12 protein-coding genes and 1 pseudogene are annotated in these 17,475 nt (G+C 68.6%); 6 read left to right on the top strand and 7 right to left on the bottom strand.

Annotation, left to right across the window (positions count from 1 at the left end; genetic code table 11):
• Nucleotides 1-36: 36 nt before the first annotated feature.
• The 3 genes from ppsA (at nucleotide 37) to ACFWIX_RS08930 (ending at nucleotide 5,576) form a co-directional block, all read left to right on the top strand.
• A complete protein-coding gene (ppsA, locus tag ACFWIX_RS08940; protein ID WP_377215768.1) occupies nucleotides 37-2,433 on the top strand; it encodes a phosphoenolpyruvate synthase in 2,397 nt (798 codons plus the stop codon).
• Nucleotides 2,433-5,183, top strand: a complete 2,751-nt coding sequence (locus tag ACFWIX_RS08935) for an HAD-IC family P-type ATPase (protein WP_377215767.1) — start codon at nucleotides 2,433-2,435, stop codon at nucleotides 5,181-5,183. Before ppsA ends, ACFWIX_RS08935 begins: the two co-directional genes overlap by 1 nt.
• Nucleotides 5,184-5,348: 165 nt before the next feature.
• Nucleotides 5,349-5,576 carry an SHOCT domain-containing protein gene (locus ACFWIX_RS08930; protein ID WP_377215766.1) on the top strand — a complete coding sequence of 76 codons (228 nt, stop codon included), beginning with the start codon at nucleotides 5,349-5,351 and terminating at the stop codon, nucleotides 5,574-5,576.
• 26 nt (nucleotides 5,577-5,602) lie between these two features.
• Here ACFWIX_RS08930 and ACFWIX_RS08925 read toward each other — a convergent pair.
• A pseudogene (locus ACFWIX_RS08925) lies at nucleotides 5,603-5,994 on the bottom strand (SDR family NAD(P)-dependent oxidoreductase).
• Between the two features lie 366 nt (nucleotides 5,995-6,360).
• Here ACFWIX_RS08925 and ACFWIX_RS08920 point away from each other — a divergent pair.
• Complete coding sequence (locus ACFWIX_RS08920; protein WP_377215765.1) at nucleotides 6,361-7,731, top strand: prealbumin-like fold domain-containing protein; 1,371 nt, start codon at nucleotides 6,361-6,363, stop codon at nucleotides 7,729-7,731.
• Nucleotides 7,732-7,897: 166 nt separating this feature from the next.
• The gene (locus ACFWIX_RS08915) at nucleotides 7,898-8,992 is read left to right on the top strand and encodes an alanine racemase (RefSeq protein WP_377215764.1); all 1,095 of its coding nucleotides are present in this window, start codon (nucleotides 7,898-7,900) and stop codon (nucleotides 8,990-8,992) included.
• 15 nt (nucleotides 8,993-9,007) lie between these two features.
• Here ACFWIX_RS08915 and ACFWIX_RS08910 read toward each other — a convergent pair whose 3' ends face one another.
• The 4 genes from ACFWIX_RS08910 to ACFWIX_RS08895 all read right to left on the bottom strand — a co-directional run bounded on the left by ACFWIX_RS08910 (nucleotide 9,008) and on the right by ACFWIX_RS08895 (nucleotide 13,660).
• On the bottom strand, nucleotides 9,008-11,185 hold the full coding sequence (locus tag ACFWIX_RS08910) for a bifunctional polysaccharide deacetylase/glycosyltransferase family 2 protein (RefSeq protein ID WP_377215907.1): 2,178 nt from the start codon (nucleotides 11,183-11,185) through the stop codon (nucleotides 9,008-9,010).
• Nucleotides 11,185-11,670: a hypothetical protein gene (locus tag ACFWIX_RS08905; RefSeq protein WP_377215763.1), complete on the bottom strand. Its 486-nt coding sequence runs from the start codon at nucleotides 11,668-11,670 to the stop codon at nucleotides 11,185-11,187. Before ACFWIX_RS08905 ends, ACFWIX_RS08910 begins: the two co-directional genes overlap by 1 nt.
• 80 nt (nucleotides 11,671-11,750) lie before the next feature.
• Nucleotides 11,751-12,536, bottom strand: coding sequence for a TIM barrel protein (locus ACFWIX_RS08900; RefSeq protein ID WP_377215906.1), 786 nt, complete (start codon nucleotides 12,534-12,536; stop codon nucleotides 11,751-11,753).
• Between the two features lie 2 nt (nucleotides 12,537-12,538).
• Complete coding sequence (locus ACFWIX_RS08895; RefSeq protein ID WP_377215762.1) at nucleotides 12,539-13,660, bottom strand: Gfo/Idh/MocA family oxidoreductase; 1,122 nt, start codon at nucleotides 13,658-13,660, stop codon at nucleotides 12,539-12,541.
• A 109-nt stretch (nucleotides 13,661-13,769) separates the two neighbouring features.
• On the opposite strand from ACFWIX_RS08895, the gene ACFWIX_RS08890 reads away from it, so the two are divergent.
• Nucleotides 13,770-14,789 carry a LacI family DNA-binding transcriptional regulator gene (locus ACFWIX_RS08890; RefSeq protein WP_377215761.1) on the top strand — a complete coding sequence of 340 codons (1,020 nt, stop codon included), beginning with the start codon at nucleotides 13,770-13,772 and terminating at the stop codon, nucleotides 14,787-14,789.
• Here ACFWIX_RS08890 and ACFWIX_RS08885 read toward each other — a convergent pair.
• Entirely contained in the window at nucleotides 14,786-16,111 is a 1,326-nt protein-coding gene (locus tag ACFWIX_RS08885; protein WP_377215760.1) for an erythromycin esterase family protein, read from the bottom strand. The genes ACFWIX_RS08890 and ACFWIX_RS08885 overlap by 4 nt on opposite strands.
• Nucleotides 16,108-17,463 (bottom strand): phosphoribosyltransferase family protein, encoded by a 1,356-nt coding sequence (locus tag ACFWIX_RS08880; protein WP_377215759.1) that lies wholly within the window; start codon nucleotides 17,461-17,463, stop codon nucleotides 16,108-16,110. The genes ACFWIX_RS08885 and ACFWIX_RS08880 overlap by 4 nt, the downstream gene beginning before the upstream one ends.
• Between the last annotated feature and the right edge of the window lie 12 nt (nucleotides 17,464-17,475).

The following is a 17,475-nucleotide window of genomic DNA, read 5'->3' as shown; positions in this document are numbered from 1 at the left end:
TGCCGCCGCCCGGAGAGCTACGAAGGAGGACGCAGGATGCAGGAAGAATCGGTCATGTGGTTCGAGGCCCTGGGTATGGCCGATGTCCCGCGGGTCGGCGGGAAGAACGCTTCCCTCGGTGAACTGACGCAGGCGCTGCGCGCGGAGGGCGTCCGCGTCCCCGTAGGCTTCGCGACAACCTCCGCAGCCTACCGCGCCTTCGTCCGCGCAAACAGGCTGGAGCCGGTCATGCGGGAATGGATCGAGGCCTACCGCAGCGGCCGCAGTTCCCTGCGCGAAACCGGCGAAGCGGTCCGGGAGCTGTTCCTCGCCGGGGAATTCCCCGAGGATACGGCCCGTGCATTCACGTCCCACTACCGGGAACTCTGCAGGCGCACCGGACAGGCCGACGTCGCCGTCGCCGTCCGGAGCAGCGCCACCGCCGAGGACCTTCCCGATGCCAGCTTCGCCGGGCAGCAGGAGACATTCCTGAACGTCTCCGGCGAGCGCGCGCTCCTGGATGCCTGCCGCCGCTGCTACGCGTCGCTGTTCACCGACCGGGCCATCAGCTACCGCGAACTTAAGGGCTTCGACCACATGGACGTCGCCCTGTCCGTCGGGGTGCAGCGGATGGTAAGGTCCGACGCCGGTGCTTCCGGCGTGATGTTTTCGATCGACACTGATTCCGGGTTTCCCCGGGCCGTGGTCATCAGTGCGGCGTGGGGCCTGGGCGAAACAGTGGTGCAGGGAACCGTGAACCCCGACCAATACCAGGTGTTCAAACCGCTGCTGGCCACGGAAGGCGCGGTGCCGATTATCGAAAAGTCCCTGGGCGCCAAGGAGCACAAGCTCGTCTACGGGCGGGGCGGGCATGCACGTACCAGGCTGGTGCCCACCTCCGCGCGGGAGCGGGCCGCCTTCGTCCTGCCGGACGCGGACATCATTGCGCTGGCCCGCTGGGCCGTGGCAGTGGAAAACCACTACGGCCGGCCCATGGACATGGAATGGGCAAAAGACGGCCTCACCGGTGAACTGTTCATGGTGCAGGCCCGGCCGGAGACAGTGCAGGCCCTCCGGAGCGCGACCCGCTTCACGGTCCACCACCTGCGCGGCAGCGGCGAGGTCCTGGCCACCGGCGCGGCTGTGGGTGACACCATTGCCCGCGGCGACGCCTGCGTGATCCGGGACGTCTCCCGGATCGGGGACTTCCGGGACGGCGCCATCCTGGTCACGGAGATGACGGACCCGGACTGGGTGCCGGTGATGAAGCGGGCCGCCGGGATCATCACCGACCACGGCGGCCCCACCAGCCATGCCGCAATCGTCAGCCGGGAACTGGGGGTTCCTGCCGTCGTCGGCACCAGGCACGGCACCGAAAGCATTCCCGACGGCGGCCCGGTCACCCTGTCCTGTGCCGGGGGCGAAGCCGGGACTGTCTATGCGGGGCTGCTGGATTTCGACACCGAGGAAGTGGACCTGGGGAGCCTGCCGTCCACCCGCACCGCCATGATGGTCAACATCGCCAGTCCCGCCGCGGCATTCCAGTGGTGGCGGCTGCCCGCGGCCGGTGTGGGACTGGCGCGGATGGAGTTCATCATCAACAACCTCATCCAGGTCCACCCGATGGCCCTGGTCCACCCCGAACGGGTGGCCGACCCTGACGAGGCCCGCCGTATCCGCGAACTCACCGCCGGCTACCCGGACCCGGAAGAGTATTTCGTACAGACCCTCGCCACCGGCATTGCCAAGATCGCGTCGCCCTACCACCCCCACCCGGTCATCGTCCGGCTCAGCGACTTCAAGAGCAACGAGTACGCCCACCTGTTGGGAGGGTCTGCCTTCGAGCTGCCCGAGGAGAATCCCATGCTGGGCTTCCGCGGCGCATCCCGCTACTACCACGAACGCTACCGTGAGGGCTTTGCCCTCGAATGCCGTGCACTCAAGCGGGTGCGGGAGCTGGCCGGGTTCGTAAACGTGGTGGTCATGGTGCCGTTCTGCCGGACCCCGGACGAAGCGGACAGGGTCCTGGCCGTCATGGCTGAACACGGCCTGGTCCGCGGCCGCGACGGGCTGCAGGTCTACATGATGTGCGAAATCCCGGCGAACGTGGTCCTGGCGGGGAAGTTTGCCTCCCGCTTCGACGGGTTTTCCATCGGCTCCAACGACCTCACCCAGCTGGTCCTGGGCGTGGACAGGGACTCGGAGCAGCTGGCGGACCTGTTCGATGAACGGGACGAAGCCGTCACCGCCATGATCAGCCAGGCCATCAGGGAAGCTCACAGGGCCGGCATCAAGATCGGGATCTGCGGGCAGGCGCCCAGCAACTACCCTGACTTCGCCGCGTTCCTGGTGGAGCAGGGCATCGACTCGATCTCGCTGAACCCGGACAGCTTCCTCCGCACAGTGCACACTGTGGCCGCGAGTGAGACCGGCGGCGCACAAGGGCGCCCATGATGGCAGGACCACCAGGCATTGGCGCACGACCGGCGGGCAACGGCTCCCGCGAGGCCGCCCACCATGGCCTGCCGGCGCACGAAGTGCTGCTGCTGCTGGAGACCGACGCTGAACGGGGGCTGGACCACGGGACAGTCACGGCCCGGCGCGAACGCTTCGGCGCCAATGTACTGCCCCCGGCCAACGACGGCGGGCTCCTGCGCAAAATCCTCCGCCAGTTCAACAATCCCCTTATTTACGTCTTGCTGGCGGCAGCCGCGGTCACGATGGTCCTGGGCGAATATCTGGACTCCGGCGTCATCCTGGCCGTGGTGCTCATCAACACCCTGGTGGGACTGGTCCAGGAAGTCCGGGCCGAAGCGGCCCTTGACGCCTTGCGCTCCATGGTCCACACCCCGGCCACCGTCATCCGCAACGGCGAGCGCCGGGAAGTCCCCTCCGAGGATCTCGTGCCCGGCGACCTGGTGCTCGTGGAGGCCGGCAACAAGATCCCGGCGGACCTGAGGCTGGTCCGGCTGGCGGGGCTGAAGGTGGACGAATCCGCCCTCACCGGGGAATCCGACCCCGTGGCGAAGGACCCGGTTGCCCTCCCGCCCGGCACTCCGGTGGCTGACCGCCGGAACATGGCCTACAGCGGCACCCTGGTGACCGCCGGTACCGGCGCGGGCGTTGCCGTGGCCACCGGAGGGGAAACCGAACTCGGCGAAATCCACCGTCTTATGGGCTCCGTACAATCCCTGGCCACGCCCCTAACCCAAAAACTGGCCCGGTTCAGCATGACCCTGACGGTTGCGATCCTTGCGCTCGCCGCCGTCGCCTTCGCTGCCGGTGTGGCACGGGGGCAACCCGCCGCGCTCACCTTCACCGCCGCCGTCGCACTCGCCGTGGGTGCCATCCCGGAAGGCCTGCCGGCCGCGGTGACCGTCACGTTGGCGATCGGTGTCCGCCGCATGGCCCGGCGCCGCGCCGTGGTGCGGCGCCTTCCTGTAGTGGAAACGCTGGGCAGCACCACGGTGATCTGCTCGGACAAAACCGGAACCTTTACCGAGAACCAGATGACTGTCCGGGCATTGTGGACACCTGCCGGCCGCTATGAGGTGACCGGGTCGGGCTACGGACCCGAAGGTGCCATCCGTCCTGCAGGGGGGCCCGCCGCGGACATGCTGCGGGAGCACCGGCACGACGAAGCGCTACGCTGGTCCCTGCTGGCCGGCGCTGCCTGCAACGATTCGACCGTGGTCCGCGAGGACGGCGCATGGGTGGCCAAGGGCGACCCCACGGAGGCGGCGATGCTGGTTTCCGCCGGCAAGGGCGGTGTGGACGGCCAGGTGTTCCTGGCCGACGCCCCGCGGACGGGGACGCTGGCCTTCACCTCCGAACGGCAGTACATGGCCACCATCCATGGCCGGGCGGACGCAGGCGCCATTGTGCTGGCCAAGGGGTCCGTGGAGCGCATCCTGGACCTGTGCGGCAGCCAGCTGGACGCCGCCGGCCGGGAGATCCCGCTGCAGCGTACGGAAGTCCTGGCCGAAGCCCACCGGCTCGCCCGGACCGGGCTGAGGGTCCTGGCCACCGCGATGGTTCAGCTGCCGGACGGTTTGCCCGGCACGCTCTCGGATGCCCGGCTCCGGGGGCGGCTGTCGCTGACCGGGTTGCAGGCCATGCAGGACCCGCCGCGGCAGGCGGCCGCCGCCGCGGTGGCCGCCTGCCACCAGGCCGGCGTCGCGGTGAAAATGATCACCGGCGACCATCTGGGCACTGCAGTGTCCATCGCCTCAGCCGTTGGCCTTGCCGCTTCCCGGGAAACCGGAACAGCCCTCACCGGGGCCGACATCGATGCCCTCTCTCCGGCGAAGCTCCCGGCAGCGGTGGAGAAGGCGAATGTGTTCGCCCGCGTCTCGCCGGAGCAGAAGCTGCGGCTGATCGGGGCCCTGCAGGAGCGCGGGCATGTGGCGGCCATGACGGGCGACGGCGTCAACGACGCACCGGCGCTCCGGCAGGCCAACGTCGGGATCGCCATGGGAAGGTCAGGGACGGAGGTGGCGAAAGAGGCCGCAGACATCGTCCTGACCGATGACGACTTCGCCACGATCGAAGCAGCGGTCGAAGAGGGACGCAACGTCTTCGACAACCTCACCAAGTTCATCGTGTGGACGCTGCCCACCAACATGGGCGAGGGCCTGGTAATCCTCGCCGCGATCCTGCTGGGCACTACCCTGCCGATCCTGCCGACGCAGATCCTGTGGATCAACATGACCACAGCCGTGGCCCTGGGCCTGATGCTCGCCTTCGAGCCGAAGGAACCCGGGCTGATGTCCCGGCCGCCGCGGGACCCTGCCCGACCGCTCCTGACCTGGGCGCTGACCCTCCGCATCCTGCTGGTCTCGGCCCTCCTGGTGGGGGGCACCTGGTGGATCTTCGGACTTGAACTGGCCGCCGGGGCCTCCGTGGCCGAGGCCCGGACCGCGGCCGTCAACCTCTTCGTCGCCGTCGAACTCTTCTACCTGTTCAGCTGCCGTTCCTTCACCAGGTCGGCCTGGCGCATCGGGTTCTTCAGCAACCGCTGGATCATCCTGGGCGTCCTGGTCCAGGCCGCGGGGCAGCTGGCCATCACGTATGCGCCCGCCATGAACGGGCTCTTCCACACGGCGCCCATCACTGCCGACGCCTGGCTGAGGATCCTGGGGATCGCCGCGCTCGCCTCGGTGGTGGTGGGCGCTGAAAAGCTCCTCCGGCGGAACCGCTACTAGCCTTCCGGTCGGTCCCGGGGCAGTGGCGGATCCGGTTCCAGCAGGGGACCTTCGCCCCTGCCCCGGCGCCCGCCCACCGGCAATAGTGGAAGTACACACGACGGGCAGCAAGCCCGTCCCCGAATGGGCGGAGGTCCCGAAATGATGTATGGCTGGAGCGGTGACATGGGGATCTGGGGTTACATCATGATGAGCATCAGCATGCTCATCTTTTGGGGAGCCATCATCGCCGGCGTTGTCCTGCTGGCCCGCTCGCTGCGCGCTCCCGGGCATCAGCACTACCAGGCCCCGCCGTCACGCAGCGCCGAAGACCTGCTGGCGGAGCGGTTCGCACGCGGCGAGATCGACGAGGCCGAGTACCAAAACCGGTTGGCGGTGCTGCGCAGCCGCTAAGGACCGCCAGCGTCGGACGGCGTCTGTCACACCGCGTTCCAGCCGTTGTCCGATGCCAGGACCACGCCGTTGATGTTGGTCCCGTCCCGGCTCAGCAGGAACGTGATGCCGGCAGCGAGTTCCTCGGGTTCGGCAATGGGCGGCACGTTCGCCTGCATGTAGGGGCCCAGCACTTCCGCCCCCAGTTGGGTCTTGAACTCTGCGTGGATATTGGTCCGGGTGCCGCCCGGAGCCACGGCGTTGACCCGGATCCGCGCAGGCCCGCTTCCGAGGTCACGTTGACCACCGAGCCGTAGCCGGCCTCCAGCATCAGGGGCACGGTTGCGCGCATCAGCCGCATGAGGGACGTGACGTCGATGTTGAACACGAGGTCCCAGGTTTCGTCGTCGAGTTCGTGCACCGGCTGGAAGCTGTCCATGATGCCGGCTCTTCTGCCGCTGAAGGCTCCGGCCATGGCCAGGGTTTAAAAAGTTCTTGTTGCCCGGTGGGGGCCGGGACTAGGATGTGCGCGGGGGTTGAGACTTCCTCGCCACGGATTTCACTCAGAGCAGTCCGCGGGACCCGGCAACGGCCGGGTCGGCGCCTTGCCGGCGCCATCACGTGCAGGCGCATCTGACGCGTTTGCGACCGGACCGCGCCCCGGCGATTCCTCTTCTCACCGGATTCACTACACGGGCCCTTTTCCGGACGCACCGTACAGCTGCACCCCTTGCGCTGGCTGGGCAGCATCCGCCGGACACTGGGTCCGGTGAACACTTTCTTCCGTACTCTCTGGAAGTGAATCATGCATACAAAAATTCGGGCCCAAATTGGCGTGACCGTGGCTGTCCTCGCCCTTGCCCTCAGCGGCGCCCCGGCTTCCCAGGCAAACCTGGCCGGGAGCGGCTTCGACACCGGCGACGGCAACCTGGTAGTCAACGATGAGGCCATGGACTGGGCCAACGCGGGAATAAACTGTTCCGTCACCACCGGCGGCTGCGGCATCGACCTTCCCACCGGGCAGGGCGATAATTCGTTCGGCAACGGCACCAAAGAGGACGATGCTGTTCCCACGGTAGTCAACGGCTCCATCCCCAACAACAAGAGCGACCTCCTGCGGTTCTACACAAAAATGACCCAGGAGGGCGGCAAGGACTTCCTCTACCTGGCATGGGAGCGCGTCCAGGAACCCAATGGCACCACCAACATGGACTTCGAGTTCAACCAGTCGAAGGTGACATCCGCCAACGGCGTCACCCCAGTCCGCACCGCCGGTGACATCCTGGTCAAGTACGACCTCTCCCAGGGCGGCGTCAACCCCAGCCTCGGCTACCACGAATGGATCACCACGGGAAACCCCCGCACGGACTGCGAAGCCTCGAACACCCTCCCCTGCTGGGGCACGGTAAACGCGCTGACAGGGTTCTTTGAAGGCTCCATCAACACCGTGGAGGTCGTGGACCCGATCGCTCCGGACGCACCGCGGACCCTGAGCGTGCGCACCTTCGGTGAGGCCGCCATCAACCTGACGGATTCGGGCATCATCCCGGCCAACACCTGCCAGCCGTTCGCGTCCGCATACCTGAAGAGCCGGTCCTCCGATTCATTCACGTCCGCGGTCAAGGACTTCATCGCGCCCATCAGTGCCGGGGCGTCCCGGTGCGGAACCATCAACATCACCAAGGTGAACGATGACAGTCCGGCCTCCGCACTGCAGGGTGCTGTCTTCACGCTCTACAACGACTTTGCCCCCGTGGGCACTGCGATGGGAGCCGAGGACACTGCGGTAACCCCGGCCACCACCTGCACCACCAGTGCTGCGGGAACCTGCTCCTTCACCAATGTGCCCATCGGCAACTACTGGGTGGTGGAGACCACCACGCCGGCGGGCCACGACACAGCGGCACCCCAGCAGGCTGTCGTCGGCGCGGGCGGAACTGTTGCCCTGACGTTCGTGAACCCCAGGGACTTCAAGGTGATCGTGCTTGTCTGCAGCGAAGCCACGAACTCGCTCTACCCGAGCCAGGTCACACTGGACGGCAGCTCACCGGCGAAGACGTCGCTGGGTGCACCGCCGTCCGGCATGACCGCAGCGCAGCTGTGCGGCCTGGGCGGGGCAGCATTTGATGACCAGAGTTACGGCAGCCACACCGCCGGGGTGACCATCCCGCAGTAAGCGGGCGGATTCCAGCACCCCTGACACAGTGGAGCGTACGACGGCGGGGCCTCCCGCCGTCGTACGCTTGCCTCTGCACTGTGCCCGATTGAGCGCGGCCCGTTTCAGCGCGGCCCGCTTCCGCGGCATTGAACCGCACCGCGAACATCTCCAGGAGGAGCCTGCCATGACCATCCCGGCGGACATCGAGACACCCGAAATCCTCATCGACCGGGACGTCCTGGCCCGCAACATTACCCGGATGGCGGAAACGGTGGGCGGGAAGGGCCTGCAGCTGAGGCCGCATGCCAAGACGCACAAGATGACCGAAATCGCCCGGTTGCAGCTGGCCGCAGGGGCCGCGGGACTCACGGTGGCCACGCTGGGTGAAGCGGAGGTGTTTGCGGCGGACGGCGTGCAGGACATCTTCATCGCCTATCCCCTGTGGGTCCGGCCGGCCCAGGCGGAGCGGCTGCGCCGGCTGGCGGGGTCGGTGGCGGTATCGGTGGGCGTCGACTCGGCTGAGGGCGCGGCGGCGATGGGTGCAGCGCTCGGTGATGCGGCCGGATTGGTGGAGGTGCTGCTGGAAATCGACAGCGGCCACCACCGCAGCGGAGTGCTGCCGGAGGACGCCGTCTCCGTGGCGCGCACGGCGACGAACGCCGGGCTGCGCGTGACCGGTGTCTTCACGTTCCCCGGCCACAGCTATGCGCCCGGAATGGCGGCGGCGGCGGCCCGGCAGGAAGGCACCGCCCTCACCACCGCCGCCGGGCTGCTTGAAGCCGCCGGGTTCCGGATTTCCCGGCTCAGCGGCGGATCCACCCCCACGGCCATGCTGACCGCACCGGCCCAAGCAACAGAGGTGCGTCCCGGTGTCTACGTCTTTGGTGACGCCCAGCAGCTGGAACTGGAACGCTGCGCCCCGGAAGACATTGCCCTGACGGTGGCCGCCACGGTGGTGAGCCGGCACGACGGCGGCGCCGCACCGCGCCGGATCGTCCTGGACTCGGGCAGCAAGATCCTGGGCGGGGACCGTCCCGCCTGGACCACCGGCTTCGGCCGGCTCCTGGACTACCCCGACGCCCGGGTCTCGGCATTGTCCGAACACCACGCAACGGTGCAGTGGCCGGCGGATGTGGAGCTGCCCGCCCTGGGTGAGCGGCTTCGGGTGGTACCGAACCATGTCTGCGTGGCCGTGAACCTCGTGGACGAAGTGGCCGTGGTCAGCGGCGGCTCCGTGGTGGACCGCTGGCGCGTGGCGGCCCGGTGCCTGAACCGTTAGGACATCCGGGGTGGACTAAACCAGAGCGCGGGTGGAGGTACTTTCCGCGGGCGGCACCTTCAGGCTGCCATACCGTTCCATCCGGTGCCAGCGCAGGTGCACCCCGGCCAGCGCGGTGGCCACGGACTGGATGACCACCAGGTACATGACCTGCCGGTAGACGAACTGCTGGAGCGGCAGGGTCCAGAGCGGCCGGAGCGGCTCATTGTCCAGCCTAAACGCGTAGGCGGCCATGAGCAGCTGGACGCCCAGGAAGACAAACCAGAGCAGGGCTATCCTGGCCGGGTCGAGGAAGATCAGGCCGTAGAGCGCGAAGACGTCCACCACCGGCGCGAACAGCGGCAGCAGGACCTGGAGGACCATCAGGTAGCCCAGGCCGCGCCGGCCGAGCTTCCCGGCAGCGCCCCGCTGGAAGACGGCTCCGCGGTGCTTCCACATCGCCTGCAGCGTGCCGTAGCACCAGCGGTACCGCTGCTTCCAGAGCGCCCCGAGGCTGGCCGGGGCTTCCGTCCAGGCGCGGGCGTCGTCCTGGTAGACCACGCGCCACCCGTCGCGGCACAGCGCCATGGTCAGGTCGGTGTCCTCGGCCAGGGTGTCGTTGCTAACGCCGCCGACGGCGAGCAGGGCCTCGCGCCGGAACGCACCGATCGCACCGGGAACAGTCGGCATGCACTCGGCGACGTCGAACAGCCGGCGGTCCAGGTTGAACCCGACCACGTACTCGATGTGCTGCCAGGCGCCGAGGATTCCGCCCCGGTTGGCCACCTTGGTGTTGCCGGAGACGGCACCCACCCGGGATTCCGCGAACGGCTGGATGAGTGCGCGGACGGTGTCCGGTTCGAACACCGTGTCGCCGTCCACCATCACCACGATGTTATGGCTTGCCGCGGCGATTCCGGCGTTCAGGGCGGAGGGCTTGCCGCCGTTGTCCTTGCGGATCACGCTGACGCCGGGCAGCGCCATGGCGTCCACCAGGCCGGCCGTCCCGTCGGTGGAGCCGTCGTCCACCACGATGATTTCCACCGGGTGGTTTGATGCCGCAATGGAGCGCACGGCGGCCTCGATGCCGGCAGACTCGTTGTAGGCGGGCACGATGACGGTGACCGGCTCGGTGACTTCCCGCCTGACCACGACGTCCGTCCGGCGCCTGCCGCGCGCGGCGGCACGCAGGCTGCGGGCCGCCCGGTTGTGCCGCGCGGCCACGCCCACCACCAGGGCCGCCCGGATGAACGTGACCACGCCGGCCGCCACCAGGCCCCACGACACCAGGGTGATGAGAATGTCGCTGAGCCGGATGCCCCAGGACAATGCAGTGCCGCTGGTCCGGTCCGCGGTGGAGGCCTCACGCATGCTGGTGATGCCGATGGCGTCGCCCACCGAGGTGACCCGGAAGCCCTGGTCCGCGAACTGCGCCAGGGACGAATCAAGTGCAGCGACCGTCTGGCTGCGGTCGCCGCCGCCGTCGTGCATGAGCAGTACGTCGCCGCCGCGGCTGGAGGGGGCGAGGTTGCGTCCGATGACGTCTGCGCCAGGTCGCTGCCAGTCCTTGCTGTCCCTGCTGGACAGGACGGTCAGGTAGCCCTGGTCCGCGGCAGCCTGGATGGCTTCCCAGGTTGCGTCGGACACCTCCGCGTTCCCGGAGCTGAAAGGCGGCCGCAGCAGGGTTGGGGTCCGCCCGGTAAGGGCCGCGATGGCCTGATGGTCCGCCTGGATTTCGAGCTGCTGCCGCCACTCCGGTGCACTGCCCAGATCGGCGTGGGTCAGGGTGTGGACACCGATCTCGTGCCCTTCGGCGACGATCCGGCGCACGAGGTCCGGGTGTTCGATCGCAGCGGATCCCACCACGAAGAAGGTGGCGCGGACGTTGTGTTTCCGGAGGACGTCCAGGATCCGGGGCGTCCAGGCGGGGTCCGGACCGTCATCGAAGGTCAGTGCGAGGGTCCCCTCCGGCGGGCTGACCGTGCGCACTGTTCCCCCGCGGGCGTCGATGACGGGTCCGCCCTGGGTCACGTCCTTTGGCACGGAGGATGACGGACCCGCAACGGGCGCGTCCGGCCGGCCGATGCCGCCGAGGTGGTGCATGTAGCCCTGGACGGTAAGAGCAAGTGCCAGCCCGCCCAGGAGAGCAAGCAGGATAAACCAGTGGGCCCTCAGCGGGCGCGGCGCATCGCGATTGTCCTGGCGTCGGAGCATCACGGGCGGGCGGGCTGGGTGGGTTTGGTGGCCTGCCCGGGCGCCGTTCCGCTCATTCCCGGATCCACCGCATCGGTGCCCCGGGGGGTGCCAGCCGATCCCGGCAGCTCAGGGGCCGGGCCTGTTGCCACAGGTGCGGACGGAGCCGGAGCAGGAGCGGACGACGGCGGCGCCTCAGCCGCCGGGCCAGGCGCCTGGACCGCGGGGACCGGAGCGCCGGCACTGCCCGGGGCGGCCTCACCCGCGGGCCTAACGGGTACGGGCTTGGGCTTGGGCGGGGAGGCCGGAACCTCGATGGCAGCCGATCCGCCCAGCCGCGGCAGGTAGGGCGCGCCCACGTTGGGCCCACCTGCCAGCGCGACCACCAGCAGGACAACGTAACCTGCTACAAGGGTCAGCGCAGCCAGGCCGAGGAGCTTGATCCTGCGCAGCCGCCGCCCCGAGGCGTCGACGAAGATCGGTCCGCTCGGGGCGGGACCTGGCATGAGGGGCGACTCTTTAGAGGCTGGCATCGAGCATCAATCTTAGTCGATTGGCCCCTTCCGCCGTTAAAGCGCTGCCCGGCTCAGCTTTCGAAGGCGGCCCTGAACGCAGCCAGGGCGGCGTCTCCGGCCGGCACTCCCGGGCCTCCGGCGGCTCCGGCTTCGAGGCCCACCACTCCGCCGTATCCGGCCCCGCGCAGGGCCTCCGCCACCGCGCGGTAGTTGATTTCGCCGGTGCCCGGCTCGAACCGGCCCGGGACGTCCGCCACCTGGATTTCACCGATGAACGGCAGGGCAGTGCGCACCAGCTCGATCAGGTTCCCCTCGCCGATCTGGGCGTGGTAGAGGTCCAGCATCATCCTGACGTTGGGGTGGTCCACAGCAGCCACGAGGGCATGGGTGTCTTTGGCCCGCGCCAGCGGAATGCCCGGGTGGTCCACGATCGTGTTGAGGTTCTCCAGCGCGAACGTGACCCCGTATTTTGCCCCGAGCTCAGCCAGCCGCTCCAGGGTCCGCAGTCCGGTGAGCCACATCTGACCGGTGGAGCGAAGGACCGGGTTGACTGCCGTGCCGCCCTCCCCGAGCTCAGCGGGGTGGACCACCATACGCTCAACGCCCAGCTCAAGGGCTACCGGCACCAGCTTCTCCGCGGAGGCCACCACTTCATCGGCGCTGGCCGGATCGGTGAGGCTGCCGCCGAAGTACCCGCTCATCGAGGAGAATCGGGCGCCGGTGGCGGCGAGGGCCGCGATGTCGCGTCCCCGCGTATCCCAGAGCTCGATGTCGAAACCCTGCTCATGGATACGGACGACGCGCTCGATCAGGGGAAGGTCGCCGTAGACCATCTCCGCGCACACTGCCAGGCGCATGCTCACGATTCCCCTCCAGCCGGCTGCAGTTCAGGTTCGGCGGCGCGGAGCCCGGCAATGGAGCCGACGTCCACCGGCAACCCGGACTCGGCTGACCGGGCGGCGGCCAGTGCCACCGCCAGGGCGTTGCGGGCATCTGCACCGCCCGGGCGTGCAGGGGCGCCGTCTGGCCTCCCGTCGCGGCGGGTCTTCACGCCTTCGACAAAGTGCGCCAGTTCGGCGGTGTAGGCGTCATGGAAGAGATCCACGTTGAGCCGGACCGTATCTGAGCCGATACCGGCGGCGGTGTAGGTGGTGGCACTGGATGCCTGGGGACCGCCGGCCGTGACCATGCCGGCGGAACCGAACACTTCGCCGCGAACGTCGTACCCGTAGAGGGCGTTGAAGTTGGCCTCCGCCACGGCGATTGCACCGTTGCTGTAGGTGATGGTCACAACGGCGGTGTCCAGCAGCCCCGTGCCCCTGTGCTCCGGGGCCACCAGGGCGTCGGCCACAGCGTGGACCCGAACGGGGACCGCCCCGGGATTCAGCCAGTTCAGGGTGTCGAAATCATGGATCAGGGTTTCCAGGAAGATGGTGCCCGGCGGAATCCGTTCAGGATTGGCGATACCTGCGGCGGTGCCGGGGTCGCGGGTCAGCGACCGGAGCAGTTGGGGCCGGCCCACGGCACCGTCGTCGATGAGTTTCCGCGCCGCTGCGAAATCCTTGGCGTAGCGGCGGTTGAAGCCGAACTGGACCATCACGCCGGATGCCTCGGCGGCGTCAAGGGCGGCATCCAGCTCCTCGATGGTCCGGCCGCCCGGCTTCTCACAGAAAACGTGCTTGCCGGCACGTGCCGCGTCCGCGATGAGCGCTGCATGGAACCGGGCGGGGGCGGCAATCATGATGGCATCCACCTCGGGGTCGGTAAGGACGTCCGCGGGGTCTGTGCTGATCTTCGCCACGCGCAGCCGGTCCGCGAGGGCCTGCACGGCAGGCAGCGCCGGGTCCGCAATGGCTTCAAGGCGGGCGCCCGGAATACGCTCGGCGACGGACTCGGCATGGAAGGTGCCAATCCAGCCGGCCCCGACCAGTCCGATGCGGACCGGCCTGTCGGCGCTGACAGGGTGCTGAAGATAGGGCATGAATACTCCTGCTGTGGGAAGACTAGATCGTTCTAGTGAAGATACTATGGCACGGCTCACGACCCGTGTCTAGATCGTTCTATAGACTGTTTCCCAACGAGGAGGAAAGATGACGGAGCAGCATCGCCGCGCCACCCTGATGGACGTGGCCCAGGCCGCCGGAGTGTCTCGGGCCCTGGTGTCCATCGTCATGCGCGGCGCCCCCGGCGCTTCGGAGGGTACTCGGCAGAAGGTACTGGCAGCGGCCCGGGAATTGGGATACCGGCCGGACTCCCGCGCGCGGCTGCTGCGCAGCAGCCGGACACGGCTACTGGGCCTGAGCTTCTCGAGCTCCCAGCCGTTCCACGCCGAGATCGTTGACGCCGCGTATGCGGCGGCTTCCGCCAAAGGCTACGAGATCGCGCTGGGCGCCGTTGCCAGCGGACGCACCGAAAGCCGCGCCGCTGAGGCACTGCTCGACGTCGGCGCGGAGGCACTCATCCTCGTCTCCCCCACCCTCGGCGACCAGGAGCTGACCCGGCTGGCCGCCCAGGTGCCCGTGGTCAGCCTGCTGCGTGACGACGTCGTGCCTTCCGTCGATTCGGTGAGCAGCGACGACCAGGCGGGAATCCGGGCGGCCGTTGACCACTTGGCAGGGCTGGGCCACCGCAATATCGTGCATGTGGACGGCGGATCGGCGGTATCCGCGGAGAAGCGGCGGGAGGCCTTCGGCGCGGAGATGCGGCGCCGCGGCCTCGATCCCGTCACCGTTCCCGGCGGGCCTACCGAGGAGGACGGCATCAGTGCGGGGCCTTTGTTGCCCACGGAAAGGATGACGGCGGTGATCGCCTTCAACGACCGGTGCGCGCTGGGCGTCATGGAGAGCTTACGGGCCGCCGGGCTGGGCGTCCCGTCCGACGTCTCAGTGCTGGGATACGACGACAGCCAGTTCGCCAGGCTGAGCTACGTGCAGCTGTCCTCCGTCAGCCAGGACGCCCCGCTGCTGGCTGCGGCGGCCGTGGACCGCGCCGTCGACCGGGTGGAGCGCGTGGTCCCGCCGGAGCGCCTGGTCCAAACGCCGCACCTGGTGGTACGGCGAACGACGGCGGCTCCGCGACTACCGGACAGGGCAGGCTTCCGCGGGACCTAGAAACCGGTCGGTTCAGTTTCCAGCTCAGGTTCGGTCGGCCGGTGCTCGTGGTGGAGCGGACGTAGCGCCATGGTCCGTGGAAACCAGACCACAGCGTCGTACCGCTTCCCCATGACTGTGGGGACGTAGTTCCCCCGCTCCCGGTCCGGGTTGTACACGACCCCGATGGCCCGGTGGCCGCGCCAACTGGACAACCATGGCCCGGACCGGTCGGAATCGAACACGAGCGCGGCGGGCCCGGCCAGCGCCTGGTTGAGGATCTGCTCGTGGCTGCCGGGCGCCGCCCGGGGGACGTCCATGGCCTGTTCCGGTGAACCCCAGGCCGGGGCCGCGGTGACCGAGCCGGTGAACGAGGAGAAGCCGACCAGGACTGAGGTTCCCGGATGCCGCTGGCGCACCAGCTGGCCAATGTTAACCATGCCGTCGTCGGCCATGTCAGTGGCGCGCGCGTCCCCAACGTGGGTGTTGTGTGCCCAGACAAGTCCCTTGGATCCGAAGCCGTGATGGCGGGCCAACCTGCCGATGGTGTCGCTCATGTGATGGTCGCGGATGTTCCACGACTGCTGGTCGCCGCGGATCATGGTGCGGTAGTAGCGTTCAGCGTTGGCAGCGACGATGGCATTCTGCACGGCGTCGAACGCCGAGGGATCCTCATGCGTCCGCCCAAGCGTGCGGCGGTGCACCTCGGCGAGCAGGGCCACCACATCTTCCTCACAGGACTGCGGAACCAGGCGGTTGCTCCAGGCGTACCGCTGCGGGTCCTCGCGGAAAGGCACAAAGCATTGCCACGCGCGCAATGCCGCGGGCAGCGCGTCCGCCGCGTTGGCGCCAAGCCAGTTGAAGATCTCCCGGAGGGAATCCCAAAGAGAGTAGACGTCAAGCCCGTAGAACCCGGTGCGCCGGTGTCCGGGCAGACCGAGATTCCATTCACGGAGCCAGGTCAGGAACGCGGCCACCTCGTGGTTGGCCCACATCCACGTGGGCCAACGTTCAAAGCCTGCCAGCAGCTGGCGGGCGTCGAGCTCCTGGTCCGCTTCCCCGCGGACCCAGCGGTTGATGCGCCAGCAGTCCGGCCAGTCGCCCTCCACTCCGATCCATGTGAAGCCATGTTCCTCAATGAGACGCCGGCTGAGCAGTGCCCGCCAGCGGTAGTACTCATGGGTACCGTGCGACGCTTCGCCCACGCACACGAACCGGGCGGACCCGGCCAGCCTGACCAGCCCGTCAAGATCGCGGGGGGTGTTCAGTGGCTTTGCCAGGGCACGGATTTCCGCCTGTTCGGGGCCCCAACCCGCATCCTCGTCGGCGACCGGGCCGCTCATTGCCGCACCTCCGTGTTTGGATTCGCTTCAGCGGACGGGAGAAGGTAATGGCTGAACCAGCCGGCAGCGAGTTCGGCCGCCCGGGCAAGCGTTCCCGGCTCCTCAAAGAGATGGGTGGCCCCGGGAACGATCTCCAGGCGCGTGGGGGCCCGCATCAGGGACTGGGCCTGCCGGTTGAGGGTGAGCACCTGCGGATCGGCGCCTCCGACGATCAGGAGCGTGGGGGCCCGCACGGCGGCAAGCCGTGCCCCCGCAAGGTCAGGCCGGCCGCCCCGGGATACGACCGCTGCGACGTTGGCCCCCGGCTCGGCTGCTGCCCAGAGCGCGGCACCGGCTCCGGTACTCGCCCCAAAATAGCCTATGCGCCCCTGCCAGCCGTCCTGCCTTGTATCCACCCAGCCCGTGGCCGACCCCAGTCGGCGCGCCAGCAGGGCGATATCGAACACGTTGCTGCGGTCCACTTCCTCCGCCGGGGTGAGCAGGTCAAGGAGCAGCGTTCCCAGGCCGGCATCATGAAGGACCGACGCCACAAACCTGTTCCGGGGGCTGTGCCGGCTGCTGCCGCTGCCGTGGGCGAAGATCACAATTCCCTGGCAGCCCGGAGGGCGGTAGAAGTTCCCGCTCAACCGGACTGCTCCCGCCGGAATTTCGACCTCTTCCTCAGCCCCTTCAGCCTGCAAGTTGGCTTCCTGCCTGCCGTCCCGGACGAGGCGAAGCCGGCGTTCGGCGTCGTCGAGCAACCGCACCACCTCGTCGTCCTCGGTTGCCGAGAAGTCGTGGTAGTAGTAGCCCACGGCCTGGAAGTTCCGGGGGGCAGCCAGGCAGACGACGTCATCCGCCTCCGTCAGTGAGGGGATGGTACGCGCCGGAGCCACCGGGACGGCCAGGACCACCCTGGCCGCACCGAGCTGCCGGGCAATGTGGCACGCAACCCGGGCGGTGGAACCTGTGGCGATGCCGTCGTCCACCACCACGGCGGTGCTGCCGCGCAGGTCCATGGGCGGGCGCCCCTGCCGGTAGCGGGCCGTGCGGTCCTCCAGCACCTGGCGTTCATTCTTTTCAACGGCGGCCAGGTCCTCTTCCGTGACGCGGGCCAGGGAAAGGACACGTTCATCCAGAACCCGGGCACCGCCCTCGCCGATGGCGCCCATGGCCACTTCCGGCTGGAACGGAACGCCCAGTTTCCGCACCATAATCACGTCCAGCGGGGCGTCTAGGGCTTTGGCCACCTCGAACGCCACCGGAACTCCGCCGCGGGGCAGGCCCAGCACCACCACGTCCCGGCCCCGCAGGCCGGCCAGCCGCTGTCCAAGCCGCCGGCCCGCGTCGGCCCTGTCCAGGAACTCGAACATCGCGTCGTCCTC

The organism is Pseudarthrobacter sp. NPDC058362 (genome assembly GCF_042723515.1).
Classification (GTDB): domain Bacteria; phylum Actinomycetota; class Actinomycetes; order Actinomycetales; family Micrococcaceae; genus Arthrobacter.
This window is presented reverse-complemented; position numbering and strand designations above follow the sequence as displayed.